At 42.1% G+C, this 26,189-nt stretch carries 22 protein-coding genes and 1 riboswitch; of the genes, 11 read left to right on the top strand and 11 right to left on the bottom strand.

Annotated features, from left to right (window positions below):
- The first annotated feature begins 24 nt into the window (after positions 1 to 24).
- On the top strand, positions 25 to 432 hold the full coding sequence (locus tag ACNPNW_RS08215) for a transposase (protein WP_448766560.1): 408 nt from the start codon (positions 25 to 27) through the stop codon (positions 430 to 432).
- Between the two features lie 124 nt (positions 433 to 556).
- Positions 557 to 2,440, top strand: a complete 1,884-nt coding sequence (locus ACNPNW_RS08210) for an AAA family ATPase (protein ID WP_423090284.1) — start codon at positions 557 to 559, stop codon at positions 2,438 to 2,440.
- A 73-nt stretch (positions 2,441 to 2,513) separates the two neighbouring features.
- Here the strand turns inward: ACNPNW_RS08210 and uca are convergent, their stop codons facing one another.
- The 4 genes from uca to ACNPNW_RS08190 all read right to left on the bottom strand — a co-directional run bounded on the left by uca (position 2,514) and on the right by ACNPNW_RS08190 (position 8,776).
- Positions 2,514 to 6,134: an urea carboxylase gene (gene uca / locus ACNPNW_RS08205; protein ID WP_423090283.1), complete on the bottom strand. Its 3,621-nt coding sequence runs from the start codon at positions 6,132 to 6,134 to the stop codon at positions 2,514 to 2,516.
- Between the two features lie 4 nt (positions 6,135 to 6,138).
- Positions 6,139 to 6,789, bottom strand: coding sequence for an urea amidolyase associated protein UAAP2 (locus tag ACNPNW_RS08200; protein WP_423090282.1), 651 nt, complete (start codon positions 6,787 to 6,789; stop codon positions 6,139 to 6,141).
- An 11-nt stretch (positions 6,790 to 6,800) separates the two neighbouring features.
- A complete protein-coding gene (locus ACNPNW_RS08195) occupies positions 6,801 to 7,538 on the bottom strand; it encodes an urea amidolyase associated protein UAAP1 (protein WP_180049364.1) in 738 nt (245 codons plus the stop codon).
- Positions 7,539 to 7,566: 28 nt separating this feature from the next.
- Positions 7,567 to 7,678: riboswitch (guanidine-I (ykkC/yxkD leader) on the bottom strand.
- Between the two features lie 204 nt (positions 7,679 to 7,882).
- The gene (locus tag ACNPNW_RS08190) at positions 7,883 to 8,776 is read right to left on the bottom strand and encodes a LysR family transcriptional regulator (RefSeq protein ID WP_423090281.1); all 894 of its coding nucleotides are present in this window, start codon (positions 8,774 to 8,776) and stop codon (positions 7,883 to 7,885) included.
- Between the two features lie 281 nt (positions 8,777 to 9,057).
- On the opposite strand from ACNPNW_RS08190, the gene ACNPNW_RS08185 reads away from it, so the two are divergent.
- Positions 9,058 to 9,768, top strand: coding sequence for an HAD family hydrolase (locus ACNPNW_RS08185; RefSeq protein WP_191730750.1), 711 nt, complete (start codon positions 9,058 to 9,060; stop codon positions 9,766 to 9,768).
- An 81-nt stretch (positions 9,769 to 9,849) separates the two neighbouring features.
- Here the strand turns inward: ACNPNW_RS08185 and ACNPNW_RS08180 are convergent, their stop codons facing one another.
- The 4 genes from ACNPNW_RS08180 to ACNPNW_RS08165 form a co-directional block, all read right to left on the bottom strand.
- The gene (locus ACNPNW_RS08180; RefSeq protein ID WP_505298250.1) at positions 9,850 to 10,161 is read right to left on the bottom strand and encodes a hypothetical protein; all 312 of its coding nucleotides are present in this window, start codon (positions 10,159 to 10,161) and stop codon (positions 9,850 to 9,852) included.
- A 271-nt stretch (positions 10,162 to 10,432) separates the two neighbouring features.
- Positions 10,433 to 11,599 (bottom strand): fatty acid desaturase family protein, encoded by a 1,167-nt coding sequence (locus ACNPNW_RS08175; protein ID WP_064096728.1) that lies wholly within the window; start codon positions 11,597 to 11,599, stop codon positions 10,433 to 10,435.
- 42 nt (positions 11,600 to 11,641) lie between these two features.
- On the bottom strand, positions 11,642 to 12,664 hold the full coding sequence (locus tag ACNPNW_RS08170) for a flavin reductase family protein (protein ID WP_064096727.1): 1,023 nt from the start codon (positions 12,662 to 12,664) through the stop codon (positions 11,642 to 11,644).
- Between the two features lie 299 nt (positions 12,665 to 12,963).
- Positions 12,964 to 14,601 (bottom strand): long-chain-fatty-acid--CoA ligase, encoded by a 1,638-nt coding sequence (locus tag ACNPNW_RS08165; RefSeq protein WP_423090280.1) that lies wholly within the window; start codon positions 14,599 to 14,601, stop codon positions 12,964 to 12,966.
- A gap of 378 nt (positions 14,602 to 14,979) precedes the next feature.
- Here ACNPNW_RS08165 and ACNPNW_RS08160 point away from each other — a divergent pair, with 378 nt between their 5' ends.
- The gene (locus ACNPNW_RS08160) at positions 14,980 to 16,401 is read left to right on the top strand and encodes an aminotransferase-like domain-containing protein (protein WP_448766865.1); all 1,422 of its coding nucleotides are present in this window, start codon (positions 14,980 to 14,982) and stop codon (positions 16,399 to 16,401) included.
- A 48-nt stretch (positions 16,402 to 16,449) separates the two neighbouring features.
- On the opposite strand, the gene ACNPNW_RS08155 is transcribed toward ACNPNW_RS08160, so the two are convergent.
- The 3 genes from ACNPNW_RS08155 to ACNPNW_RS08145 form a co-directional block, all read right to left on the bottom strand.
- A complete protein-coding gene (locus ACNPNW_RS08155) occupies positions 16,450 to 17,772 on the bottom strand; it encodes a DcaP family trimeric outer membrane transporter (protein WP_423090278.1) in 1,323 nt (440 codons plus the stop codon).
- 108 nt (positions 17,773 to 17,880) lie between these two features.
- Positions 17,881 to 19,254, bottom strand: coding sequence for an MFS transporter (locus ACNPNW_RS08150; protein WP_423090277.1), 1,374 nt, complete (start codon positions 19,252 to 19,254; stop codon positions 17,881 to 17,883).
- Positions 19,255 to 19,484: 230 nt separating this feature from the next.
- Complete coding sequence (locus ACNPNW_RS08145) at positions 19,485 to 20,396, bottom strand: LysR family transcriptional regulator (protein WP_168386886.1); 912 nt, start codon at positions 20,394 to 20,396, stop codon at positions 19,485 to 19,487.
- A 115-nt stretch (positions 20,397 to 20,511) separates the two neighbouring features.
- On the opposite strand from ACNPNW_RS08145, the gene ACNPNW_RS08140 reads away from it, so the two are divergent.
- The 7 genes from ACNPNW_RS08140 to ACNPNW_RS08110 form a co-directional block, all read left to right on the top strand.
- Positions 20,512 to 21,621: a muconate/chloromuconate family cycloisomerase gene (locus tag ACNPNW_RS08140; protein WP_005246249.1), complete on the top strand. Its 1,110-nt coding sequence runs from the start codon at positions 20,512 to 20,514 to the stop codon at positions 21,619 to 21,621.
- Positions 21,622 to 21,634: 13 nt separating this feature from the next.
- Entirely contained in the window at positions 21,635 to 21,925 is a 291-nt protein-coding gene (gene catC / locus ACNPNW_RS08135) for a muconolactone Delta-isomerase (RefSeq protein WP_423090276.1), read from the top strand.
- Between the two features lie 154 nt (positions 21,926 to 22,079).
- Entirely contained in the window at positions 22,080 to 23,000 is a 921-nt protein-coding gene (catA, locus tag ACNPNW_RS08130) for a catechol 1,2-dioxygenase (RefSeq protein WP_253173422.1), read from the top strand.
- Between the two features lie 72 nt (positions 23,001 to 23,072).
- Positions 23,073 to 24,461, top strand: a complete 1,389-nt coding sequence (gene benA, locus ACNPNW_RS08125) for a benzoate 1,2-dioxygenase large subunit (protein WP_253173423.1) — start codon at positions 23,073 to 23,075, stop codon at positions 24,459 to 24,461.
- Positions 24,458 to 24,949, top strand: a complete 492-nt coding sequence (benB, locus tag ACNPNW_RS08120; RefSeq protein WP_004647040.1) for a benzoate 1,2-dioxygenase small subunit — start codon at positions 24,458 to 24,460, stop codon at positions 24,947 to 24,949. The genes benA and benB overlap by 4 nt, the downstream gene beginning before the upstream one ends.
- A 90-nt stretch (positions 24,950 to 25,039) precedes the next feature.
- The gene (gene benC, locus ACNPNW_RS08115) at positions 25,040 to 26,056 is read left to right on the top strand and encodes a benzoate 1,2-dioxygenase electron transfer component BenC (RefSeq protein WP_086044945.1); all 1,017 of its coding nucleotides are present in this window, start codon (positions 25,040 to 25,042) and stop codon (positions 26,054 to 26,056) included.
- A gap of 17 nt (positions 26,057 to 26,073) precedes the next feature.
- The coding region (locus ACNPNW_RS08110; protein WP_448766866.1) for an SDR family NAD(P)-dependent oxidoreductase at positions 26,074 to 26,189 on the top strand (116 nt) is incomplete at its 3' end.

Here is a 26,189-nt window from a genome sequence, read left to right as displayed (position 1 = left end):
GGTGATGTTCATGCGGTTGATGCAATAAGATTAAAACGAGTTAATGTCATGGGGTGTTTGCTTTCAACGGGGAAACTGGTGACAAGCTGTTTACAAGAGTCAGTGAAAAGCACTTGGTTTTATGCCTATTTAACTGGAATAGCTCAACAAGTAAAACAGATGTATAACCTTCCATTGGTTCTTATTGTTGATAATGCCTCGATTCATAGAAGTAAAAAGATGGCTGATTACAGAGAGCTACTTAAAACTAACTTTTCGACGAATCTGTATTTTATTCCAGCTTATAGCCCTGAGTTAAATCGAATCGAGATGGTATGGAAGCAGATGAAATATTATTGGCGAGATTTTCAAGTCATGACAGCTGACAAAATAGAGCAATGGGTGGAGAAAGTATCAAACCAATTCGGAAAAGAATACATGTTTACTTTTTAATGACAACTTAAGTGTTATTCTTCTAAAATAAAGACCAACTAGATTTGATCAATCACTATTTTATAACTCATTTGAAAATTGATGAATTACTGCTAAATTAGCTCCCATATTTGGGGGCATTTTTATGACAGAAAAATTATATTATTGGGCCGAAAATTTAGAAAATTACAGTTCTAATAATGATATTGAATATGATGAAGTTATTGAAATAAAAAGACTGAATTTTTTTATTGGTAAAAATAATGCGGGTAAAAGTAAATTTCTACGTACATTATTTAAAATGAGAGGTGGTCAATATTTGTATAATTCTACTCAATTTAGAAAATTAAAATCTTTCCATAAAAAAATAGTCTCAAATAAATTTGATCCCCGTTATGAAGAATTTATTAATCTTATGAACGATACTCTCACTGTGCAAAGCTATACTACCGCTTCTCTTGCATTTAAGTCTGTAATGCATTCCTTATATGAAAATGGATTATTAAATCAAATATATTCAAATAACAATATTGATATAGCATTAGATTTATTTCATCAAGAAACAACTAATATTCATAAAATATTTTCAAATATGAAATTCTATATCCCTATTTTAAGAGGTATGCGCCCTGTCACTGAAATAGAAAATAAACAGCCATATATCGAACGTGCTCAAAAAGATTATTTCCCAAATAAAGACAAATTTAATTCTAAAAATATTATTACAGGTGAATGCTTATACCATGAACTTCAAATTCACTTGTTAGGTAAACCAAAACAGCGTGAGTTAATAAAAAATTATGAAGAAAAATTAAGTCAGTATTTTTTTGACAATGAACCCATCACGCTCATTCCATTCATAGGTAAAGATGATAACGGTCATGTCAATGATGTTGTACATATTAAAATTGGAGAAGATGATCAGTTTCCAATTCATAGATTAGGCGATGGTCTTCAGCAAGCAATCATTTTGACATACGAAGCATTTATTAAAAAAGAAGAAATACATGCTTTCTTCATAGAAGAGCCTGAACTACATATGCACGCAGGTATGGTTCGTCAACTGATGAACTTCTACCTAAACGAAACACCTCATTATTATTTCTTTACGACTCATTCCAACCATTTACTTGATATGGCGGATGAGTCTGACCAAGTCATGATTCAGAAGTTTATAAAACAGCCTAAAGAAGAAGACCCTACTAAATTTGATTTTAAAATTTATCATTGTGACCGTGATCGTGACTTACTTGCCTCATTAGGTGTAAGACCTTCTTCTGTATATTTAGCCAATTGCACCATTTGGGTTGAAGGCATTACAGATCGCTTATATATCACTAAATATATGGAAAAATATTTAGCTGAATTAGAGAAATCGAATAAAGAACTCTATAAAAAGTACCGTCGCTTTATGCCGAATTATCACTACACATTTGTAGAGTATGCAGGAAGTAATTTATCTCATTGGTCATTTGATGATGATTATCCCAAAACAAGAGAAGAAAGAATCGAATTTTTAAAACAAGATCGAGGTCAAAGCGCGACTGCTGTTGCAAGTGAAATGCTACTAATTGCAGATGGTGACATACAAAAAAACTCTGAAAAAATAAAATTTTTAAGAAAAGAATTAAATAGAGAAAATCTAATCATTTTAGAGTGTAAAGAGACAGAAAACACTTTACCAAAAGACTCAATCATAAGAGTTGCAAAAGCGAAGTTTCATCGGCTAAAAAATGTAAAACAAAGTTATGATATTTCTTTGATAGACAATATCACTGACGAAAATTATTTCGACAATAGCCAATATGGTATTGGCCGTTTAATTGATGAAATAATTAAAAAGCCTTCATCTTCTACAACTAAGACAGCTTTTGCAGATGGTAATGGTGTTGGTACTATCAAAGATAAATTAAAGTTTTGCCGAGAAATCATCAAAGATTTCGATGAAAATGATAATTGGGAACTTACACCCAAAGCTAAAGCGTTGTGTGAACGAATTTTCAAACATATTCAAAAATGTAATTCTTAAATCTCCCCTAACCCCTCTTTAATAAAGAGGGGGAAATTCCCTCCTTTGCAAAAGGAGGGTTAGGGAGGATTCTTTAAGCCACTGGCGCCAAGGTAAACAATACCTGTCCTGTTTTCACCGTTTGCCCTTTTTCAATAGTAATCGCATCGACACGCATACGCTCAGGCGCAATAATTGGAATCTCAATTTTCATCGCTTCAATGACTGCAAGCGTTGCACCTTCTTCGACAATATCGCCCGACTGACATTCAATTTTCCAAATTGAACCCGGCATATGCGATTCCACCGCACATCCACCTTCAGGCACTTCAACACCTTCGCCATCATCCACAGCATCTAGGCTTTCAGATACATATTCCACAAGCCCTGCTTCATGCCAGCGACGACGTTCAGCATCAAAGTTGGCTTGTTGCACTGCTTTAAAGGCAGCAATCGACTCTTGGTTTTCCGTTAAGAAGTCATTGTATTCTTTCAGGTTGAGTACACCTTCTTCAATGCGTAATTTTAGACGACCGGCTTTAAAGTCTTCACGCATGTGCATCAACTCGGACTCAGACACTTCATAAAACTTAATTTGGTCAAAGAAGCGCAATAACCACGGCATACCTTGCTCAAAATCAGGGTTTTTACGGTAGCGTGACCACATTTGCGAGGTACGACCGACAAACTGATAACCACCCGGACCTTCCATCCCGTACACACACATATACGCACCACCAATACCAACAGCATTCTCAGGTGTCCACGTACGTGCAGGGTTATATTTGGTGGTGACCAAACGCTGACGCGGATCAAGCGGTGTTGCCACAGGTGCACCCAGATACACATCACCCAAGCCCATGACCAAATAACTGGCGTTAAAGACCACATCTTTCACGGCTTGTTTGTCTTTTAAGCCGTTAATACGACGGATAAATTCGATATTGTCCGGACACCACGGTGCATCATGGCGCACGGTTTGCATATAACGTTCTGTTGCAAGCTGAGTTTGTGAATCTTCCCATGCAAGCGGTAAATACACGGTACGTGATGGCACTTGCATCTCGGTTACATCAGGCAGTTGTTCTTCCGCCACTTGAAGCATGCGCAGTAAATCAATCTGATCGAGTTGGGTCGAATCAAAATGAATTTGCAGTGAACGAATGCCCGGTGTTAAATCAATAATGCCTTGAATATTCTGATCTTTGACCCATTGCATCAGCGCATGAATACGGAAACGTAGGTTTAGATCTAAAACTAACTCGCCATATTCCACCAACATATAGTTGTTGCCGGCAGGACGATACACCACATCAGGCGTACCATTTTGACCTTTTAAGGTATCTAAAATAGCAGATTTCAGCGTGCTGATTTCAGGATAGAACGATTCATCAAAAGTCACATCTTGTGTATCATTTGATGCCAATTGTGCATGATATTTTTCATTTAAAAGTTTGGCTTGATGGTAGCTGACAGGCACAAATTTGACTTTATCACCTGCTTTAAGCTGACCGAGTTTCCAAAGCTCAGAATTGATCACCACCGCAGGACACACGAATCCACCTAGGCTTGGACCATCAGGCCCAAGAATAATTGGCATATCACCAGTGAAATCGATCGCCCCAATGGCATAGGCATTGTCATGAATATTGGATGGATGCAGACCCGCTTCACCACCATCCTGACGTGCCCATTCAGGTTTTGGACCAATCAAACGGATACCAGTACGGCTTGAGTTAAAGTGAATTTCAAACTCATTGGCAAAGAAAGTATCAATGTCGTTTTTGGTAAAGAAATCAGGTGCACCATGTGGACCATACATCACCGCAATTTCCCAAGTATTTGAGAATGTTGGGATTTGATCTTCATTTAATGCTTTCACTTCATCGGATGTAAATGCCGTGATTGGAAGCATATCGCCAATCAATAAATTACGCCCTGCATGACCACCAAACTGACCTAAGGTAAAAGTCGCTTGTGAGCCTAAATATTCAGGCACATTCAGACCACCTTTAATGCCGATATAAGTACGGCAACCTGTGGCGATCTTGCCACATTTGAGTACCTGACCTTTGCGCACATTCACAGTCTGCCACATCGGGACAGACACACCATCCAACGTCGATGGCATATCACCACCTGCCAATACAATTTGACTATCACAATGGAATTTTAAGCTTGGGCCTTGCAAGGTACATTCGAGCCCTGCGGTATTTGGTGCATTGCCTAACAGTTGGTTCGCAACATTTAAAGACAGCGGATCAATCGCACCTGATGGCGGTACGCCGACATCCCAATAGCCCAAACGCCCTGTGACATCTTGCACGGCGGTTTGAATGCCGGCTTGTAGCACTTCAATCTTTTGAGTTTTCCATTCAAAGCTATTTAAGAAGCGTGTGGTTTGTGTACCGGCTTTAAATACATCGCAGTCGATAATGTTTTGTAGATATTCAAGGTTGGTTTCGATACCAGCAACTTGCGTTTTAGCGAGTGTGTCGATCATAGCTTGAATCGCCGATTCACGATCATCTGCTGTCACAATAATTTTGGCAATCATCGGGTCATAGAAAGATGAGACGTTTGAACCTGTTTCTACCCAAGTTTCATTACGCGCGTTGGCATCGAACTCAACATGCGTTAAAAGTCCTGCACTTGGTTGGAAGTTTTTGATTGGATCTTCGGCATAAAGACGCACTTGAATTGAATGTCCTTGTGACTCAAGTTTTGATGTTGGTGCAACCCAATCGCCACTGCCTAAAGTCACCATCCATTCCACAAGATCGACACCAAAGACTTGTTCAGTAACGCCATGTTCCACTTGTAGACGGGTATTCACTTCCAAAAAGTAGAATTCTTGTGTGTCAGTATCCATCACAAATTCAACCGTACCTGCCGAACGGTAATTCACCGATTGCATTAATTGAATCGCAACATTTTGGATGTAGGCACGTTGCGTATCGTTTAAGTGTGGTGCAGGCGTTTCCTCAATGACTTTTTGGTTACGACGTTGCACCGAACAATCACGCTCGCCCAGTGCTAGAACTAAACCGTTGCCATCACCAAAGATTTGCACTTCGATATGACGAGCATTTTGTACGAATTTTTCTAAGTAAAGGCCTGCATCTTTAAAGTTGGCTTGCGCTAAATAAGACACGGTTGCATAAGCTTCTTTCAGCTCCTCCGCATTCCACACCAAACGCATGCCAATACCACCACCACCTGCGGTACTTTTCAGCATCACAGGATAGCCAATACGCTCAGCCTCAAGCAGGGCTTCAGCTTCATCAGCCAATAATTGGCTACCTGGCAATAACGGTACATTGGCTTGAATCGCCAATTCACGTGCAGTGTGTTTCAGACCAAATGCTTTCATTTGCTCGGCATTTGGGCCCAAGAACACAATGCCTTGTGCTTCACAGAGATTACAGAATTCGGCATTTTCAGACAGGAATCCATAGCCCGGATGAATCGCTTGCGCACCGGTATATTTGGCCACTTCTAAGATTTTATCGACATTCAGATAGCTTTGGCTTGCAGGTGCATCACCAATAAAGACCGCTTCATCAGCTAAAGTCACATGCAAGGAATCACGATCTGCTTCCGAATACACCGCAACCGATTGGATGCCTAATTTTTTAAGGGTACGGATGACACGACAAGCAATTGCACCACGGTTGGCGATGAGAACTTTATTAAACCCATATTTTAAAGTCATAGTCTTATACCTCGCCTTCACGGACAATCAGTTGAATTTTTGTTGGGTTATAGGCATTACATGGGTTATTCAGTTGTGGGCAGTTTGAGATCAACACAATCAAATCCATCTCAGCTTTAATTTCCACATATTTGCCCGGTGCAGAAATCCCATCATCAAATTTCAGGTGTCCATCTGAAGTCACAGGCACATTCATAAAGAAATTAATGTTGGGGCCAATATGACGCACGTTTAAGCCATGCTTTTTGGCAATCGGATGTTGCGACAGCGCAATCATGAAATTGTTACGGCAACTGTGCATTGGGTATTTGTCATGGGCATAACGCACGGTGTTACTTTCACATGAACATGCACCGCCTAAAGTGTCGTGGCGACCGCAGTTATCATCATGAATAGTGGCGATTTTATTACCAAAGTTGGTATACAGGGTTGAGCCTTTCTCTAAATAAATTTGACGGTTCATCGCCAAAGTATCGGTTGCGCTATAACGCTCTTCAGGGTTATGTGCGGAAATAAACAAAGTATCCACCGCTTGATTACCTTCAAGATCAACAATACGGAAATACTGGCCTTTTTTGACTTCACACATCCATGCTTCACCGGCAGGACAAACTTCGCTAAGTACTGATTTTTCTATATTTACGAGTGCAGTCATGATCATTCCCCTTAAGCAGTTAAAGCGTAGTAGCGGTTATTATTTTGAAACGCACGCTGATTTTGCGGGCATGAGTCACGGCAGACATCGGTGTCGCCTAAAGGCAGTGCTTTAAAGAGTGAGAGCTGAATATCGGCTGGTGCATATTCATTAGAATTGTCGAGTGCATGTGGTGCGCTGGATAAAAACACCAAACAATCCATTTCAAAGCGTAGTTCAATTACTTGGTCGGTATTGTCAGACTTCACATAAGTTAAATTGCCATTGTCATCCGGTTGAACTTTTGAGAATAGATTTAAGGTATTACTCAGATCCGTCGCAGATAAACCAAATTTGGTCATCTCTAAAAGTAGGCTGTCTTTAGCATTGCGGTACATGTCGTTGCGGGCATCCTGGAAGGTCTTCGTGCCAAACTGTGCTCCAATTTGCGGTGCGGTACTTGGCGCACAAAAGGCATCATTCCAACCATGGTCATCTTTAACAATTGAGATCATCGCACGACCTAAATCAGACGCCAAAATGTGCCCTGTACTTAAAAATGCGCTGTGTTGACCTTTTAAGCTGTCTGGCATGTTATAGGCTTCAAGCTTATCTTCGCTATTCACACAAAACAGTGAAACATTGGCATTTGCGCCTAAAGATTTAAGTTGTAAAACTGCGCCACGCTGGATGCGTGCTGACCAGTGGTGTCCACCCGGTAAACGTTCAGTCCAGAGGACTTGATCTTCGTGATAAGTAGTTGTGCTCATATGCATCCATCCCAATCTTGTACGGTTTACCTCCCGGGCTTTTATCCCTCCGTGTAGCTTGAGCTTGAAACTTAAGCCGTGAACTCTCGGTCGCAGACCTACATGAATCTTCATGTATCGGAACCCTAGATCACTTTATGATTGAGTAGATAGATGCAAAGGACGTGCCAATTTAGTAATACTGTTTTTATGTTTCGTAATACTATTATTAGGATTTGACTGATCAATTCAGGTGCAAGACTCTGCAAAAAGCATCAAGATGTACCAAAATAAAAAATCCCAGCTAAGACTGGGATTGTAAAATCTAGAGATGAGAACTCAATCAAACTATTTAAGCTGTAGAGTTATTTACTTAAAATTTCATGCAGCATATTACGTAGCCATTGATGGCTGGTTTTATGATGACAGGACATATGCCAATACTGCTTTACGGAATAGGTCGGGAACGCAATTGGCGCATTAAAGATCTTGAGATTGCCACGTGATAACAGGACTTCACTCAAATAATAAGGCACGGTCGCAATCGCATCGGTTTCCTGTACCACCAGTCCTACCCCGAGATAACTTGGCAGACGCATTAGAATGTCACGCTTGAGTTCCAGATTCAGTAATTCATTTTCAATATGGTAATGCCCCATCCCCGCATCAATATCAATATGGGTTTCACGTAAATACTCTTCGGTCGTGATGCTGTCACCCGTGAGCCGCGGATGGTCTTTTGCCGCGATCACCACATAATATTGTTCAAACAGTTTCTGCTGATAAAAGCCATTCTCCAGATTGGGTAAGAAGCCCAAAGCCAGATCAATCTCGCCATTGGCCATCTGATAACTGGTTTCCGAGGTAATCGGACGCACATTCAGACGGATATGGGATGCATGCTGCTTCAGATATTGTGAAATTTTTGGCAACAGTACCAGATGCGATACATCGGTCATCGCCAGTGTAAAGCGCTGCTGTGAAGTGACCTGATCAAAATTGATCGTGAAATTATTGATTGCTTCAACTTTGCTCAGTGCTTCGCTGACCAAGGGAAAGAGCTGTTTGGATAGATCCGTAGGTAGCATTTCATTGCCAATACGTAAAAATAAAGGATCACTATAATGCTGGCGAATTTTATTCAGCAGATTGCTCACCGCTGGCTGGCTCATATCTAAATGATCGGCTGCCTGAGATACGTTTTTAAATTTATAGACATAATAAAAAATACTGAGCAATTTACAGTCAAGTTCAAACACAGAAATACATTTCCTTTAACTTTCTCATCATTCGGACAGGTCTTTCATCCGCATAAGTCTATTGAGGGTCAGATTAAAATATAACACTTCGCAACTATTTTCAGGATTAAACTCGCTGTAATTTTCCGTAAATAAATACTTTTGCCAGATGAATAAATCCATTAAAAAGTACCTTAGCGTAAAATTTCCAGCCCAGTTTGCTCAGGTCAGTTAAACATTTAAATCGTATGCGATATACTCAGCCACACCCAATAAATGATAAAAATACAGAGAAATCTTATATGTTTCAGGATAAAAAGCTGGTCTGTTTTGATCTGGATGGTACGTTGATTGATTCTGTAGGCATCTGGAATCAGGTCGATGCAGCCCTGATTGATGAGCTCTCCAACAGAAAAGTCGATTTACATGAGATTCAGCAACAACGCGATCTTCAACTTACCGCCATGAGACATAGGCCAGATCCTTATCTGGAATATTGTGGATTTTTAAAAGAACAATACGGTTTTGAACCAGCTAAAGAAGAAGTAAAAAATCGTCGTTATACAATTTCCCGACATTTTCTGGATGATATCGTCGAGTTAAAACCTCGGGCCGACCTCCTGATTCAGGCTTTAAAACAGCAACAGATATCTCTGGCTCTGACCACCACCACCAGTTTATTCAATGTACAGCGCTATCAGGATAACAATCAAAATATTAATTCTAAAATCAGCTTTGATGAGGATTTTGCCTTGATTCTCACCCGTGAAAATGTCCAGAATATTAAACCTCATCCCGAGGTTTACCTGAATGTTTTGCAAGCCTTTAACCTTCGACCAGAGGAATGTCTAATTATTGAAGACTCTTTAGTCGGTGTAGAAGCAGCAAATCATGCGGACATCGAGGTGGTGGCAATTTATGATCAGCACTCCGCTCATGAAATAGATTTGATCAAAGCCAAAGCGAATTATTTTGTCGAAGATTTTGCTGAATTATTAAGTTTCCTCCCATAAAGCATTCCTAAAAAAAGATGTCATGCTTTATCCTTGCACATGACATCTTTGATTTTATCTTGTGCGTAAAATTCTCGCTGACTATTTGGCTTTTTTGTAGACTGAACCTGAACCGACCAGATTTCCGGTTTTCTCATCGATTGCGAAATCGACCATACCTGCACCTGCGTTCAACTGAAGCAGGCCATTTTCGCTCACTGCTGCGGGCATTGGATTCTTTTTCTCGGTTTTACCGGTTTCCTTATCTTTAATAGTATTGGTTATCAGATAATTTTTACCATTTTTGGAAATAACCAGAATATTTTCAAGTTTTGGATTTTCCATGGTGTTTTTCCAGTTGCCCTGATAATCTGGTGCTGGCGTTTCAGGGGTATTACAAGCTGTTAGAAGCACTAATAATGGGATTGCTGAAAAATATTTAAGATATTGCAAAATTGAGACCTTAGATGATAGAACGCGGCCATTATAAAAAGAAGGGACTGTGCCTAAACCATCAACTTGTAGGTGAAGCGTTTCGACCGTAATGAGTTTGTCTAACCTTCGTCATTTTTTTGAAAGTGATCTTCATATTCCATTCATGAACTGGGGTGATAAAAAAATCCTCAATAAACCATCCAAATCTATTGAGGAGTACCAAACTGGATAACTGAGAAACTTGAAATAATTAACTCATCAGCTTCGCCTTAAAGTAACTGAACACTGATTTTACTGCGTGAGTTTTTCCGGTAATTTGCTGATTCCATTCATTTGGCAAAGAACATTTTGCCAGTCTTACCCATACGGTAGAAAACTGTTTCATAAAGCTGGCTTCGTTGTAGTGAATACCATATTCTGCACAGAGTGCTTTGACCTTTGGAGCAACCTCAACATAACGGTTGGCCGGCATATCCGGGAACAGATGATGCTCAATCTGATGGCTCAAATTACCACTCAGTATATGCAACCATTGGGTACCGCTAAAATTGCTCGAACCACGAATCTGACGGACATACCATTCTGCACGGGTTTCCTTATCGGTATTGTCCATTTCAAAGGTTTCGGCATCTTCAGTGAAATGTCCGTTAAAAATAACAGCAGAAGCCCACAGGCTACGGATCACATTGGCAACGGCATTACCGGTAAATACTGGAATGGCATTTGGGCCAGCAATCAGCGGGAAAAATACATAATCTTTTAACACCTGACGGCGCATTTTTTTGCGTAAAGGAGCTGCTTCTTCCCAGACTTCTTTCCAGGTCTTGGTTTTATAGGCAATCACGTCTTCCAGATGCAGGCGCTGCAAGCCAACATACCATTCGAAAAACACCATTAACTGAATGCCCAATGGAATATTGAACAGGAAACGTGGTTCCCATTTTTGGGATTCACTGACTCGAATTAGCCCATAACCCACATCATGATCCATCCCCACAATATTGGTATAGGTATGATGAATATAGTTATGCGTATATTTCCAGTCATCGCCGGTTGAAATCGTATCCCAGTCATACGTCACACCATTCAGACTCGGATCATTCATCCAGTCAAACTGGCCATGCATGACATTGTGGCCGAGTTCCATATTTTCCACGATTTTGGAAAGACCGAGCAGACCTGTCCCAGCCAGCCATACCGGTGGTAACCAGCCAGCAAACATCAGCATGCCACGTGAGGCAATTTCACTATAGCGGACAAAGTTACGGATTTTATAAATATATTCGGCGTCTTTTTCCCCCAGATCATCCATGACCTCGCGGCGGATTGCATCGACTTTGGCACCAAATTCCTCAATCTGTTCAGGACTGAGAAATTGGCTTTTGCTATGTCGTTTAAAATCAATTTGCATATTCATGGGAGCACCTTCTTATAGTTTAATTAATGGCTTATCAATAGGTTATAGATTAATCACCACAGGACTCACTGCCTGGGAAATGCACAGTTTGATCTGGGTATTGTTGCCATGATCAACTTCACCGGTCAGGACGTTGCGTACCGAACCACTGACTTTGGTACAGGAACAGGTGTTGCAGATTCCCATCCGGCAGCCATATGCAGGACGCAGGCCTGATTTTTCAGCACTTTCCAGTAAAGTAGCCTGGGCCTGAAACTCTTGCTGCGATCTTAAAAACTGTACCGGCTGCGCCTTAATTTTCTCATCGACTGCAATCTGGAAATATTCTGAATGAAAATTGGCTTTCAAATCCAGTTTATCGATGATTCTCAGTGCAGCTTTCATCATCCCGGCAGAGCCACAGGCATAAATTTTTCGCTCTGCCAAATCTGGCACTAGCTTTTGTAATAAGCCTTGGGTTAGATGCTGTTGGTGTTCCAGCGTATTGAAATGGTGATATTTCAAGTTTTGATGCATTAAAGCCAAGGTTTTCAACTCCGCATGAAAAGCATCATCTCGAGTGAAATAAACTAGGTCAATCTGTTCCAGAGAATGAATGACCGCTTTTTGTAGCAAGGAATAAATTGCGGTAATACCACTGCCTGAAGCCAGAAATAAAATCGGCTGGGTGGATTTTTGCAATGTGAACTCGCCTTGGGGCTGAGATATTTCGACCACCGCACCAATTTGCATCAGGCTTAAGGCACGTGAAACTTTCCCCTGCTGTTTTACTGCAATAATCAGATCGCCATTTTTTAATACCGTCACTACTGAATAATGTCGCTGATGACGTACACCATCGAGCCTGATGGTCACTGCAATATTCTGGCCGGCCTGAAATGACTTGATGTTAAAATTATGATTCGGACGTAAATGAATCTTGAAAAAGTCAGGGCTGATAGCTTGAATACTCATAACAGCAGCTTTAACTTTTTTAATTGCCCAAGTTGGATGGATTTTTTCACCAATAAAATCAATGAAATCTTCCCGTATCCAATGCGGCTGATAGGTTGGCATGCTTGTCATTTTTATCCCCTTATCCGCAGACAGTTTCATTAATGTACAACTGTCTAATTATTATATTGTTCAGGATAAAGAATTCTCATGCTCAGACCATGTCAATACAGGTCAAATTATGTGCTCAACCCCCACAATATAGCTTTTTGTCTAACAATATTCGCTAAAAGTATCGATTCCAACGCTATATCTTGAGAAAAAGAATTTTAAACTTGTACCTCTATCGAATGTTTACATAAAAAACTGACCTCTATTCGAGATCAGTTTGTTGAGTAGCATGTTAAGAGAACTCTTTTGAACTGGACGCTCTAACCTGCCGCCTGTTCCAAAAGAATGGTCCCATATAATTCACGCAGATCCTTTTTCAGCATTTTACCAGTACCACTCAGTGGAATCGCATCAACGAACACGACTCGATCTGGAACCTGCCATTTGGCAACTTTGTCTGCATAATAATCCAGCAGATCAGTCTCAATTAGCTGGCTGCCCGGCTTTATAATGGCAATTAATACGGGACGCTCATCCCATTTAGGGTGCTGGGCAGCAATCACGGCAGCCATCGCAATTTCCGGATGTCCCATGGCAATATTTTCCAGATCTACCGATGAAATCCATTCCCCCCCAGACTTGATTAAATCCTTGGAGCGGTCGCTGAGTTTCATAAAACCATCCTGATTCAGCGTGGCAATATCGCCGGTATCGAACCAGCCATCCTCTGTCAGTGCAGATTCTTCCTTGCCAAAATAATGACTGATGACCCAATGGCCCTTAACCTGTAAGTTTCCTATGCTAAGTCCATCACGTTCAATTTCATGCGTACCTTTTTCTGCATCGATCAAACGTAAATCAATCCCGAATGGCGGACGGCCTTGAGACAGACGAATCTGCAGTTTTTCTTCATCAGACAGATGCAAATGTTTGGTCTTGAGCTGATTCGCTGTACCCAGTGGACTGATTTCTGTCATGCCCCAGGCATGGATCGTTTCACAATTAAACTGTTCTTTGAAAGCCCTTAGCATGGCCGGTGGGCATGCCGATCCGCCCACTACATTCCGTTTTAGGCTTTCCAGTTTGGAGCCTGACTGGTTTGCGGCGGCAATCAAACCTTGCCAGATGGTTGGTACACCAAGTGCTACCGAAACCTGATAAGTATTAATCAGGTTGACTAGACTGGCACCATCCAGACCCGGTCCAGGAAGAACTAATGTGCATCCCACCATCGCAGCAGCATACGGTGTGCCCCACGCATTCACATGGAACATTGGCACTACAGGCAACATAATGTCGGCAGCTGAGACATTTAAGGAGTCAGGTAAAATGATGGCATAGCTATGTAATACCGTAGAGCGATGGCTAAACAGCACACCTTTGGGATTGCCCGTGGTTCCCGAGGTATAACACAGAGAGCTTGCTGAGTTTTCATCAATTATTGGCCACTCAAAATCTGCATTTTGGCCGGCAATCAGATCATCATAAAATTGTACTTCTGGTATCGCTTCTCTAACTGCCGGATCAGCTGCATCCAGACAGATAAAATGCTCGACTGAGCTCAACAGCGCTTTCACGGCTTTAATTAAAGGGACAAATGTTTTATCGAACAGCACCACGCGATCCGCAGCATCATTCATAATAAAAATCAGCTGTTCCGGAAATAAGCGCGGGTTAATGGTATGACAGACTAAGCCGCTGCCAGAAATGGCATACCAGGACTCTAAATGGCGATGATTATTCCAGGCAATGGTCGCGACCCGATCTCCCTGCGCTAAGCCGAGTTGTTGTAATGCATTGGCAAAACGTTTCGAGTTTTGGTGAATTTCTCCCCAATTGGTCACTGTAATACTGGTATCGGTATTTTTGGAAATTACCTCGGTATCGGCATGATAGCGTCCTGCATGTTCAATCATGCTGCTGATCAGTAAAGGCTGAAACATCATATTTCCGAGCATTTTCCACTCCTTTGTGCTTGTTATTGGTCCGTATTTGCGTATCGTTTTTATAGTTGCATGATGGCTCGGTCTGAAACCGTAACTTACTTTTTATCATCATGTGGATTGAATTTAGCAAGGAAATCTAAATTTGTAAGTATCGAATTGTGACAAATTAAGCCAAGTGACTGAGGCGTATAAAAATGGGAATACAATTTAGGTATAGATAAAATTTCCCCAGAAAATCTGAGACCTGGTTTTCACTTTAATTGTCGTACATCAAGACTCAAGCTTAAAAATAGAATGACAACAATCCTACTCCTTCCTTTTGTTATATTAAGTATCTTAAAATATGCTATAAATCAAAATAATTAGAACAGTTTTAGTTCAAGAAAGTGTATGTATAAGTCTGAAAAACTGGCACAGAATATCCGTCAGATGATTGAAAATGGCGTATGGAAGGCACATGAAAAATTACCTTCACTTCGCGAACAGACCCAATTATCTGGTTATAGCCTGATGACGGTACTCAATGCTTACCAGGAACTTGAAGCACAAGGTCTGGTCTATGCCAAAGACAAATCAGGCTATTACGTTGCAGAACACACTCAAGCTCTGCTCAATAGCAAACAGTCCGCCCAGATTGGTTTAAATCCTAAAATTCAAATCAATTCGGTGGTATTTAATTATTTAAAATCGACTCAGTCAGCAGAGATTGTGCCTTTTGGTTCTGCCTTTCCCAATGCAGAGCTGTTATATAACGCCAAATTTATGCAGATTCTGGCGCAGCAGGCCAAAAGAAAAAGCAATTATAACAACCAGAATCATATGCCGCCCGGCAATCAGAACTTGCGGCAACTGATTGCTAACCGTTATCAATTACAAGGAGTTACCTGCAATCAAGATGACATTGTCATTACATCCGGTGCACTAGAAGCATTGAATCTGTCTTTACAGGCCTTAACCCAACCCGGTGATTTTATTCTGCTACAGCAAACCATATTTTATGGTGCCTGGCAGGCAGCCGAGCGTCTGGGATTACAGGTGATTACGATTCCGGAACATCCACAGTTTGGCTTTGATCTGGAATCATTTGAACAGGCTTTAAAACAGTATCCGATCAAGGTGTGCTGGCTGATGCTGAATGCCCATAATCCAATTGGCTTTACCGTCAGTTCTGAAATCAAACAAAGAATTGCGGAACTCTTGTATGAATATCAGGTGTATTTAATCGAAGATGATGTTTATCAGGAATTAAATTATGGTTCATCCAAACCGCTACCCGTTAAATATTTTGATCGGCATCAGATGGTTTTGCACTGCGCCTCATTTTCGAAAACGCTGGGGATGGGTGCACGCGTCGGTTGGGTGTATGCCGGCCCATTTTCCGATGCCATTCAGCACTTACAGCTCATGAGCACTTTAACAGTCAGTCCCTTACTTCAAAATGCGCTGGTCGAATTTATTTCACATCATCATTATGAAAAACATTTGCGGCATTTAAGGCAGCATCTGGAAAAATATAAAAAGAAATTTTATCAGGAACTCAAAGCACGTTTGGGAAGCATCTGTGAAATTTATTATTATTCCAGTGGTTATTTTCTCTGGATTGAATTACCTAAAGAAGTTGATGCCCAGCAGCTCTATGAACAATTGCTTCAACAACATATTTCAGTTGCCCCTGCACTGCTGTTTAAGCCTGAGCCTACCAGCCAACATTATATTCGGCTGAATTGTTCGTTTGAATGGACAGCCAATATTGAAAATGCAGTCAATCTGCTGACAGAAACCATTCTTCAAAAGAGCAAAAGCGCGGATTAATTCATCCACGCTTCTGTTACAGATCAGACTCTCTCATTGAAAGAAGTCTTAGAAGTTGTAAATCGCAACCGCATTGATTCGGTTGTCTTCACCTGTACGACCACTAATTACGTCACCATCAATATTTAATGCAGGCCCATATGCTTCGCGTTCACCATAAATATATTCCAGACCGAAACTTAAAGGTTTGGTTGGGCTATAGAAAACGTTTGCCCAAGCCTGCCACAGATCTTTGTTAACTGTACTTGTATTCACGGCAGTAAGATAGCCATTATCTTGGTCAAAATTCATATAACCATAACCTAATGTACCGCGCAATTTGTCATTAAACTGCTGGGTAATACCTACTGTAATCGAGTCAAATTCACTTTGGTAAAGATTTCCACCTGCTACAACAACACCTGTATTGGCAAAAGAAACAAAGCTGCTATCGCCTTTAACATGATAATAATCCGCTTTTAAAGTGGTACCCGGTACAACTTCATATTTTGTTCCCAGACCCACACCCCACGCCATTTCTTCATCTTCATTGATACGTTTTTCCTGGCCCATGGCACGCGCACTAACGGTAAGATTATCAGCAAATTTATGATTTAACCGTGCTGTTAAAGCAGGTATACGCTGCTTAATAGAACCATCTTTTGGATCTTCTACCGCCAGTACCAGATTGGTAGCCGGGCTGAAGGTGCTGGTATGACGAACTTGTGGAGTCCGTTTAATTGAACCGCCAGCATAAACCAGTGCATCTACAGTTTCTGGAATATAATCTGGTACCGCAAAGTTTGACCAGGTTTGACCAATTAACCAGTTGGCATAGCTGATATAAGCATGACGGATACGCAAGTTATCAAAGCTTGCGCCGCCCAGAAAATCCACTTCAACTTTACCGCTTAAAGCTTTATCTCCAGCACCGACTGGTGCTTTAAAATCCATGCCTAAACGGGTTGCAGCCAGAGTAGATTTGAATTCATCACTACGCTCACCGACACCTTCTAAAGGTACCGCATTAATCTGGTTATACATACGTGCTGCTGAACCACCTTCAGCCTGATAAGAGGCATCGGCACGAATATTTCCATAAAGATTAAATTCGGCACCACTGGCAATTTTCATGACAGGTTTGCTTGCTGGAGCGGGTGTTGCTGCAACATGTGCAGTGACCACAGCCGTCTGTCTTTGCTGTTGTTCAACCAGTGCGCGTAAGGCCTGAACTTCCTGGCGCAGTTGTTCAATTTCCTGCTGATTCGACTGAGTGGAGGTTTGTGCTTGAGTCGATAAGCTGATGCCCCCTAAACTCATTGCCATCATGCTCATCAGAACTGTGCGCTTGAATGTGATTGTTGGTTGATTAAATAATTGTGTCGTGTTCATCCTAAACTCGCTTTTTATTATGCGTTTCGATTCTAGCAACAGATCACCACCCGTTACGATGGCGATCTATATCATTGGGAATATTATCTTTATTGATTGAAATCTAACTTAATGTGTCGCTTCTTTTGCCAATGGATTCGGCTTTACGCTAGACGTTGCAAGGGCTTGGCCATCTACGGAAGTTTTTAAGTTCACCAGGAAAATTGCTAGCGCAGCGATTACGCCAGGAATCGCAATTGCAAAGAAGTTCATTTGATGCGGTAAATTCATGGTTAATAAAGCACCAGTGAGTACCGGTCCAACAATCGCACCAATACGTCCAATACCAGATGCCCAGCCCATACCGGTAGAACGTACCGTCGATGGATAATACTGCGCCACAAAGGTATAGAGCAGAATTTGTGAGCCAATCGTTGCAGCGCCTGCCACAGCAATTAGTGTATACAACACAAATTGTGGACTGTTAAAGCCAAGCAGAATCAATGCAATGGCACCACATAAGAACATGATAGTCAGCACTTTTTTGATATGGAATTTATCTGCAAGATATCCACCACCAATTGCACCTACCATTCCACCAATATTTAGTGCGAACAGGAAGATCATACTTGCACCCAGCGAATATCCTGCCTGAATCATCAGTTTTGGCAACCAGCTACCCAAGGCGTAGACCATCAACAGGCACATAAAGAATGCCAGCCAGAACATAAAGGTACTGAAGCTACGGCCTTGTTGAAAGATTGCTTTTAATGGCGCCTCATCCCCTTTTTGCACTTCATTCAGTACAAACTGGGTGTCACTGGTGATGACCTGTGTCGGAGAGATCTTTTGAATAATATCGTGTGCTTGAGCCGTCTGTTGCTTGTTGGTCAGGTACATCAGGGATTCTGGTAAATATTTCCATAGAATCGGCAAGATTAGCAATGGAATGCCTGCAAGCAGGAACATGATTTTCCAGCCAAATTGCGGCACCAACCATGCACCGAGTAGCGCAGAAGTCATCCCGCCAATGGCATAACCACTAAACATCAACGCAACCAAGGTGCTGCGGATACGTTTAGGTGCATACTCGGTCATCAAAGCGACCACGTTAGGCATGACCCCGCCAATACCCAAACCAGCCAAGAAGCGCAAGATTCCAAATTCGATTGGTGATGTGGCAAAGGCACCAATGAATGTGAAGCCGCTAAAAATAGCCACACAGATCATGATGGTCTTTTTACGGCCGAGTTTATCGGACAAAGTGCCGAAACTCATGGCACCAAACATCATCCCGAATAAGGCAGTACTGGCCAGCATTCCCGCTTGCACCGCACTTAGCGACCATTCTTGCATCAGCAGCGGCAACGCCACCCCATAGATCACCAGGTCATAACCGTCAAAAATAATGATCAGCAAACACCAGATCAATACTCCCCAATGAAAGGGCGTAAACTTTGCCTCGTCAATCAGCGTATTTATATTCACTTTATTTGTAGACATCTCCACCTCCAGATTGTGAAGTTCAACTTATGCTGCTCACAATGCAGAAAATAGGAAAAAATGTCTAAAACTGAATAGGCATGGCTTTATACCTATAAGGTCTGGGTCAAATTAAAATATTCAATTAATTAATAAATATATTACTCAATCATTATGTTTTCTAAAACAGGTTGTTTTTATCACGTCCTCATCGGTTTTTGGTGCTATATCATTCACACGATTTTTAGCGATTAAAATACCGATCGATCGTATTTTAGCGCTTCAAGATCATAGACTTGATACACAGCATCAAACAGGTAACGAATGTATTCGCTTTCATCCATATTGCGCATCGCCATAAAGACAGGACTCACTGCAAAAGCATCTGCTAGAGGTACAAAGTTGAGATGGGCTAATTTAATGTTTTGTGCGCTTTCCGGTACGATGCAGACGCCTTCTCCGGCAGCGACAAAGCCCAGTGCCAGCTGTAACTCACGGACAATCCGGATATTTTTCGGTTCAAGACCATACTCAGAAAATATGCCACGAACCTGGGTAGAGAAATTTGCCTTTCCAGTATTCGGATATAAGAACAGATGCTGATCGACCAGTTCAGATAAATGTATATTTTCACGATGACCCAGTACATGACTTGAATGAGCTGCCACCACTAGGCGTTCTTCACGCAATAACACGCGTTTTATCGCAGGATCCGAAATTCTTAAACGGCCGAAACCGACATCAATTCTTCCTTCTTTCAGCGCCTGAATCTGTTCATAGGTATTCATTTCCATCATCTCGATTTTGAGATAAGGATGCTGCTGCTTAAATAGAAACACAATACGCGATAGTAAACCGAATAATAAAGATCCGACAAAACCAATGCTAATAGTGCGATCCGCGATGCCAATCCGCTTGGTCATCGATTTTATTTCTTCAGCATTAGACAAAAGTTTAACAGCATGCTGATAGAAAAATTGACCGGCTTCAGTGGTTTTTAGCGGGCGGCTACCACGCTCAAATAGCTGAATATCGAGCTCTTGCTCTAGATTTTGGATCTGTCGGCTCAAAGGTGGTTGAGCAATAAACAGTTTTTCTGCCGCTTTGGTAAAACTTTGTTCTTCGACGACGGCAACGAAGTAACGCAAATGTCTGAGTTCCATGTCTCTAAATACCTTTAAAGTATAAAAAAATGCTAAATCGATCTTAGACCAATCAACATTATTCTTTTAAGGTATATCAAGTCAAAGCATTAAAGCAAGAATGTGAACCCGTATTATGTATAAGTCAGTTGAAACCTTGCTGGTAGAAATCCCAACCATTCGCCCTCACAAGATGGCAGTGGCGACGATGCAAACCCAGACCCTGGTATTGGTCAAAATCACCAATGAAGATGGTTACATCGGTTGGGGTGAAGCAACAACTATCGGTGGCTTAGGTTATGGTGATGAAAGCCCGGAAAGCGTAAAAGTTAATATTGAAACTTATTTTGCGCCTCTTTTAAAAACATTATCCGGTTTAAATGTTGCACAGACATTACAAGCAATCAAAAAGAATATTAATGGTAACCGTTTTGCTAAATGTGCGATTCAGACTGCACTTTTAGACATTCAGGCACAACGTTTAGGTTTGCCATTAAGCGAAGTCCTCGGTGGCCGCTTACGTGACAGTATTCCAGTTCTTTGGGTATTGGCTTCTGGCAATACCGAAAAAGATATTGCAGAAGCAGAGAAAATGGTTGCGGCAAAACGTCACAACATTTTCAAACTCAAAATCGGTTCGCGTCCGGTAGAAGAAGATGTTGAACATGTGCTGGCAATTAAGAAAGCCTTAGGCAAAGACGTTTCAATCCGTGTGGATGTGAACCGTGCCTGGTCAGAACTGGAAGCGATTAAAGGCATTCAGTTATTGCAAGATGGCGGTGTTGATCTGATTGAACAGCCATGTGCAATTGATAACCTGGATGCCATGCGCCGTCTGACCCGACGTTTTGATGTTGCCATCATGGCAGACGAATCGTTAATGGGCCCGCACTCAGCGTATGAGATTGCCAAACAAAATGGTTCATCTGTTTTTGCAGTCAAAGTTGCCCAGTCGGGTGGCCTGATTGAAGGTTGTGAAGTAGGCAAGATTGCCAAACTGGCCGGCATTGACCTGTATGGAGGCACCATGCTGGAAGGTCCGGTGGGCACGATTGCTTCGGCACATGTGTTCTCTACTTTTGAAAGTCTGGCGTTCGGTACCGAGCTGTTTGGTCCTCTACTGCTGACTGAAGATATTTTGAAAACCCCACTCAACTATCAAAACTTTGAACTTGAGATTCCGAAAGGACCAGGTCTGGGGATTGAGTTGGATGAAAACAAGATTGACAACTTGCGTCGTCAGTAATTAGGAGAAACCCATGCTTTTTCACGTACGTATGGATGTAAACATTCCACGTGATCTGCCAGTTGAACAGGCAAACGAAATTAAGGCTGTTGAAAAGGCTTATTCACAGGAATTACAGCGTCAAGGCAAATGGCGTCATATCTGGCGCATCACGGGCCAGTACTCAAACATCAGTATTTTTGATGTTGAAAGCAATGAAGAGTTGCACAACCTGTTACAAGGCTTGCCTCTCTATCCTTATATGAACATTGAAGTAATGGCATTAAACCATCACCCATCTTCAGTTCGAGATGACGACAGTTGATTAAATGAGCGGATTGGGAGTCACCGGATTCCCCTTCCGAATCGAAAACAGAGGGTACCTCAACAAGGATTGTGGCCAGCCAGATTTAGCCAGCCAATGAAAGCTAAAAAAGTGCGCCACTAAAAGATGAAAGACATACTTTAGGAGCAATAGTATGAATCGCCAAGAAATTGATGCATTAGTTAAGCAAATGAACGTTGATACAGCGACAGGTCCTGTAGATGAACGTGTACAGCAAGTTGTTGTGCGTTTATTGGGTGACCTTTTCCAAGCGATCGAAGATCTTGATATTTCCCAGTCAGAACTGTGGAAAGGGCTGGAATACTTTACTGATGCCGGCCAAGCGAACGAATTAGGTTTATTGGCTGCAGGTTTGGGTCTGGAGCATTACCTAGACTTACGTGCTGATGAAGCGGATGCTAAAGCAGGCATTACTGGCGGTACGCCACGTACGATTGAAGGTCCACTTTATGTCGCTGGCGCACCTGAAACTGTAAGCTTTGCACGTATGGACGATGGTTCTGAAGAAGGCAAAATCCCGACTTTAATCATTGAAGGTACAGTGACGGATACTGACGGCAACCGTGTTGAAGGTGCCAAAGTTGAAATCTGGCATGCGAACAGCCTGGGCAACTACTCATTCTTTGACAAGTCACAGTCTGAGTTTAACTTGCGTCGCAGCATCATTACCGCTGCCGATGGTCAATATACTGCATTGACTACAATGCCAGTGGGTTATGGCTGCCCTCCAGAAGGTACAACTCAGTTTGTACTGGACAAACTAGGCCGTCACGGTAACCGTCCATCGCACGTACATTACTTCGTATCTGCACCGGGTTACCGCAAGCTGACTACTCAATTCAACATTGAAGGCGACCAATACCTGTGGGATGACTTCGCATTCGCTACTCGTGAAGGCCTGGTGGCAACTGCGGTTGACGTGACTGATGAAGCTGAAATTGCAAAACGTGGTCTGAAAGGTCCTTTCAAACACATTCAATTTGATATTGAACTTGTGAAAGAAAAACAAGACGCACCTTCGACCGAAGTTGATCGTCGCCGCGCTAGCGCTTAATACAATTAAAGAGGCGGGATATATTTCTAGATATATCCCGCTGACTTCCCCCAGGAAAGTCGGAGAAAGGACATGCCTCGTATTCCCGTAATTAACACCAGCCATTTAGACCGCATTGACGAACTACTGGTTGATGATTATGAATCTGGTGAATTTAAACTTCACCGTTCAGTATTCACAGACCAAGCCCTGTTTGACCTGGAGATGAAATACATCTTTGAAGGCAACTGGGTTTATCTGGCGCATGAAAGCCAGATTCCAAACAACAACGATTTCTATACGACCTATATTGGCCGTCAGCCAATCATCATTGCGCGTAACCGTCAAGGTGAACTGAATGCAATGATCAATGCCTGTTCGCATCGCGGTGCACAATTATGCCGTAACAAGAAAGGCAATAAAGCAACTTATACTTGCCCATTCCATGGCTGGACGTTCAATAATTCAGGTAAGTTATTAAAAGTCAAAGATCCGGCTGAAGCGGGTTATTCAGACTGCTTTAACAAAGACGGTTCACATGACCTGAAAAAGGTTGCCCGTTTTGAAAACTATAAAGGTTTCCTGTTCGGCAGCTTGAATCCGGATGTTCCTTCTCTGGAAGAATACCTGGGCGAAGCGACCAAAATCATTGACATGATCGTGGATCAGTCTGAGCAAGGTCTGGAAGTTTTACGTGGTGCTTCGACTTATACCTATGAAGGTAACTGGAAGTTGACTGCTGAAAACGGTGCTGATGGTTATCACGTGTCTGCTGTACACTGGAACTATGCTGCAACGACTCAGCAACGTAAAGAAAAAGAAGCTGGCGATAACATCCGTGCCATGAGCGCAGGTTCATGGGGCAAACAAGGCGGTGGTTCTTACGGCTTTGAACACGGTCATATGCTGCTTTGGACGCAATGGGCTAACCCGGAAGACCGTCCTAACTTTGCCAAGAAAGATGAATACACTGCGCAATATGGCGAAGCTATGGCGAAGTGGATGATCGAACGTTCACGTAACCTGTGTATCTATCCAAACGTTTACTTCATGGATCAGTTCGGTTCACAAATCCGTGTCCTGCGCCCGATTTCTGTCGATAAGACTGAAGTGACGATTTACTGTATCGCGCCTGTAGGCGAAGAGCCTGAAGCGCGTACCCGTCGTATCCGTCAGTATGAAGATTTCTTTAACGCTTCAGGTATGGCGACACCAGACGATCTTGAAGAATTCCGTGCTTGTCAGGCAGGTTATGCCGGTATCGCGCTGGAATGGAACGACATGTGCCGTGGTTCTAAACACTGGATTCAAGGTCCGGATGATGCTGCCAATGAAATCGGTTTAAAACCAAAACTGTCTGGTATTAAAACTGAAGATGAAGGTCTATACCTGTCTCAGCACCAGTACTGGTTAGAATTGATCAAAAAAGGTATTGCGACTGAGAAAGAAATTGCAGCATCAACTGAAGGAGAAAGCGCATGAGCGACATCACTTTAGAAAATATTGCTCAGTTCCTGTATCAAGAAGCCCGCTTTTTAGATGATGAACAATGGGATGACTGGTTAACTTGTTATGCCCCTACTGCGTCTTTCTGGATGCCAGCCTGGGATGATGATGACAAACTGACCACAGATCCACAGTCTGAAATCTCGTTGATTTACTATCCAGACCGTCAAGGTTTAGAAGACCGCGTGTTCCGGATCAAGACTGAACGTTCATCTGCAACTATGCCGGACACACGTACCTGCCATAACATCAGCAATATTGAAATTGTTGAACGTGATGGCGACAAAGTGACTGTACGTTTTAACTGGAATACTTTGAGCTTCCGTTACAAAACAAGTTACAGCTACTTCGGTATGTCTCGTTATGAAATTGATTTCTCAGGCGATAAACCACAAATTTTAAGCAAATACGTGGTACTGAAAAACGATTACATCAACCAGGTTATCGACATTTATCACCTCTAAGACTGTTTATACAGCCAGGTTATGCCTTTCGGTCAGATGGAAAATTGGCTGAAAGGCTCAGTTACAAAGATTTATATAGGATATTCAGCCATGTCAAACCACAATGTTGCACTTCAATTTGAAGATGGCGTTACACGTTTTATTTCTGTTTCAGATGGTGAAACACTGTCAGATGCAGCCTACCGTCAAAAGATCAATATTCCTTTGGACTGCCGTGATGGTGCTTGTGGAACGTGTCGTGCGTTTTGTGAATCAGGTTCTTATGACATGCCTGAAGAAACTTATATTGAAGATGCTTTAACACCTGAAGAAGCCGCTGAAGGCTTTATTCTGGCTTGTCAGTGTAAACCAACTTCAGATGCAGTGTTCCAGATTCAGGCATCTTCAGAAGTCTGCAAAACTGAAATTCATGAATTCCAGGGTACTTTGGCACGTGTAGAAAACCTGTCTGACTCGACCATTACTTTTGACATCCAGTTAGATGAAGGTCAACCGGACATTCACTTCCTTGCTGGTCAATATGTCAATGTAGGAATTCCGGGCACGACCGAAACCCGTTCATATTCATTCAGCTCAAAACCGAGTGACCGTTTGACCGGTTTCGTAGTACGTAATGTACCGAACGGCAAAATGAGTGAATTCTTAAGTAAAAATGCCAAAGCTGGCGACAAGATGACTTTTACCGGTCCATTTGGTAGCTTCTACCTGCGCCCTGTGACCCGTCCTGTCTTGATGCTGGCTGGTGGTACAGGTATTGCACCATTCATGTCAATGCTGCAAGTGCTGGAAGAAAAAGGTTCAGAACATCCAGTGCGTTTAGTATTTGGTGTGACCAATGATTTCGACTTGGTTGCCATTGAAAAACTGAACGAACTGCAAGACAAATTCCCGTGGTTCGAATACCGCACTGTAGTAGCAAATCCAGAATCTGCACATGAGCGTAAAGGCTATGTGACCGGTCATATTGAGAACGAATGGCTAAATGGCGGTGATGTAGATGTTTACCTGTGTGGCCCTGTACCAATGGTTGAAGCAGTTCGCGGCTGGCTGGATGCTGAAGGTGTGAAACCTGCAAGCTTCCTGTTTGAAAAATTCTCTGCCAATTAATAGAGGGAATTTGTTCAATGTCTAATCGTCAAAGATTTGAAAATAAAGTCGTAATCGTGACCGGTGCCGCGCAAGGCATCGGTCGTGGTGTCGCGCTGCAAGTGGCGAGCGAAGGTGCTCAAGTCGTCATGGC

The sequence above is a fragment of the Acinetobacter endophylla genome, assembly GCF_053543775.1.
This window is presented reverse-complemented; position numbering and strand designations above follow the sequence as displayed.

Coding starts and splice junctions, on each gene's coding strand:
- benB (WP_004647040.1), top strand. CDS start 24,458: ATGAGCGACATCACTTTAGAAAATATTGCTCAGTTCCTGTATCAAGAA.
- ACNPNW_RS08200 (WP_423090282.1), bottom strand. CDS start 6,789: ATGACTGCACTCGTAAATATAGAAAAATCAGTACTTAGCGAAGTTTGT.
- ACNPNW_RS08165 (WP_423090280.1), bottom strand. CDS start 14,601: ATGCTCGGAAATATGATGTTTCAGCCTTTACTGATCAGCAGCATGATT.
- ACNPNW_RS08145 (WP_168386886.1), bottom strand. CDS start 20,396: ATGGAACTCAGACATTTGCGTTACTTCGTTGCCGTCGTCGAAGAACAA.
- ACNPNW_RS08140 (WP_005246249.1), top strand. CDS start 20,512: ATGTATAAGTCAGTTGAAACCTTGCTGGTAGAAATCCCAACCATTCGC.
- benA (WP_253173423.1), top strand. CDS start 23,073: ATGCCTCGTATTCCCGTAATTAACACCAGCCATTTAGACCGCATTGAC.
- benC (WP_086044945.1), top strand. CDS start 25,040: ATGTCAAACCACAATGTTGCACTTCAATTTGAAGATGGCGTTACACGT.
- ACNPNW_RS08210 (WP_423090284.1), top strand. CDS start 557: ATGACAGAAAAATTATATTATTGGGCCGAAAATTTAGAAAATTACAGT.
- catA (WP_253173422.1), top strand. CDS start 22,080: ATGAATCGCCAAGAAATTGATGCATTAGTTAAGCAAATGAACGTTGAT.
- ACNPNW_RS08175 (WP_064096728.1), bottom strand. CDS start 11,599: ATGAATATGCAAATTGATTTTAAACGACATAGCAAAAGCCAATTTCTC.
- ACNPNW_RS08185 (WP_191730750.1), top strand. CDS start 9,058: ATGTTTCAGGATAAAAAGCTGGTCTGTTTTGATCTGGATGGTACGTTG.
- ACNPNW_RS08150 (WP_423090277.1), bottom strand. CDS start 19,254: ATGTCTACAAATAAAGTGAATATAAATACGCTGATTGACGAGGCAAAG.
- ACNPNW_RS08195 (WP_180049364.1), bottom strand. CDS start 7,538: ATGAGCACAACTACTTATCACGAAGATCAAGTCCTCTGGACTGAACGT.
- ACNPNW_RS08155 (WP_423090278.1), bottom strand. CDS start 17,772: ATGAACACGACACAATTATTTAATCAACCAACAATCACATTCAAGCGC.
- ACNPNW_RS08160 (WP_448766865.1), top strand. CDS start 14,980: ATGTATAAGTCTGAAAAACTGGCACAGAATATCCGTCAGATGATTGAA.
- ACNPNW_RS08170 (WP_064096727.1), bottom strand. CDS start 12,664: ATGACAAGCATGCCAACCTATCAGCCGCATTGGATACGGGAAGATTTC.
- catC (WP_423090276.1), top strand. CDS start 21,635: ATGCTTTTTCACGTACGTATGGATGTAAACATTCCACGTGATCTGCCA.
- uca (WP_423090283.1), bottom strand. CDS start 6,134: ATGACTTTAAAATATGGGTTTAATAAAGTTCTCATCGCCAACCGTGGT.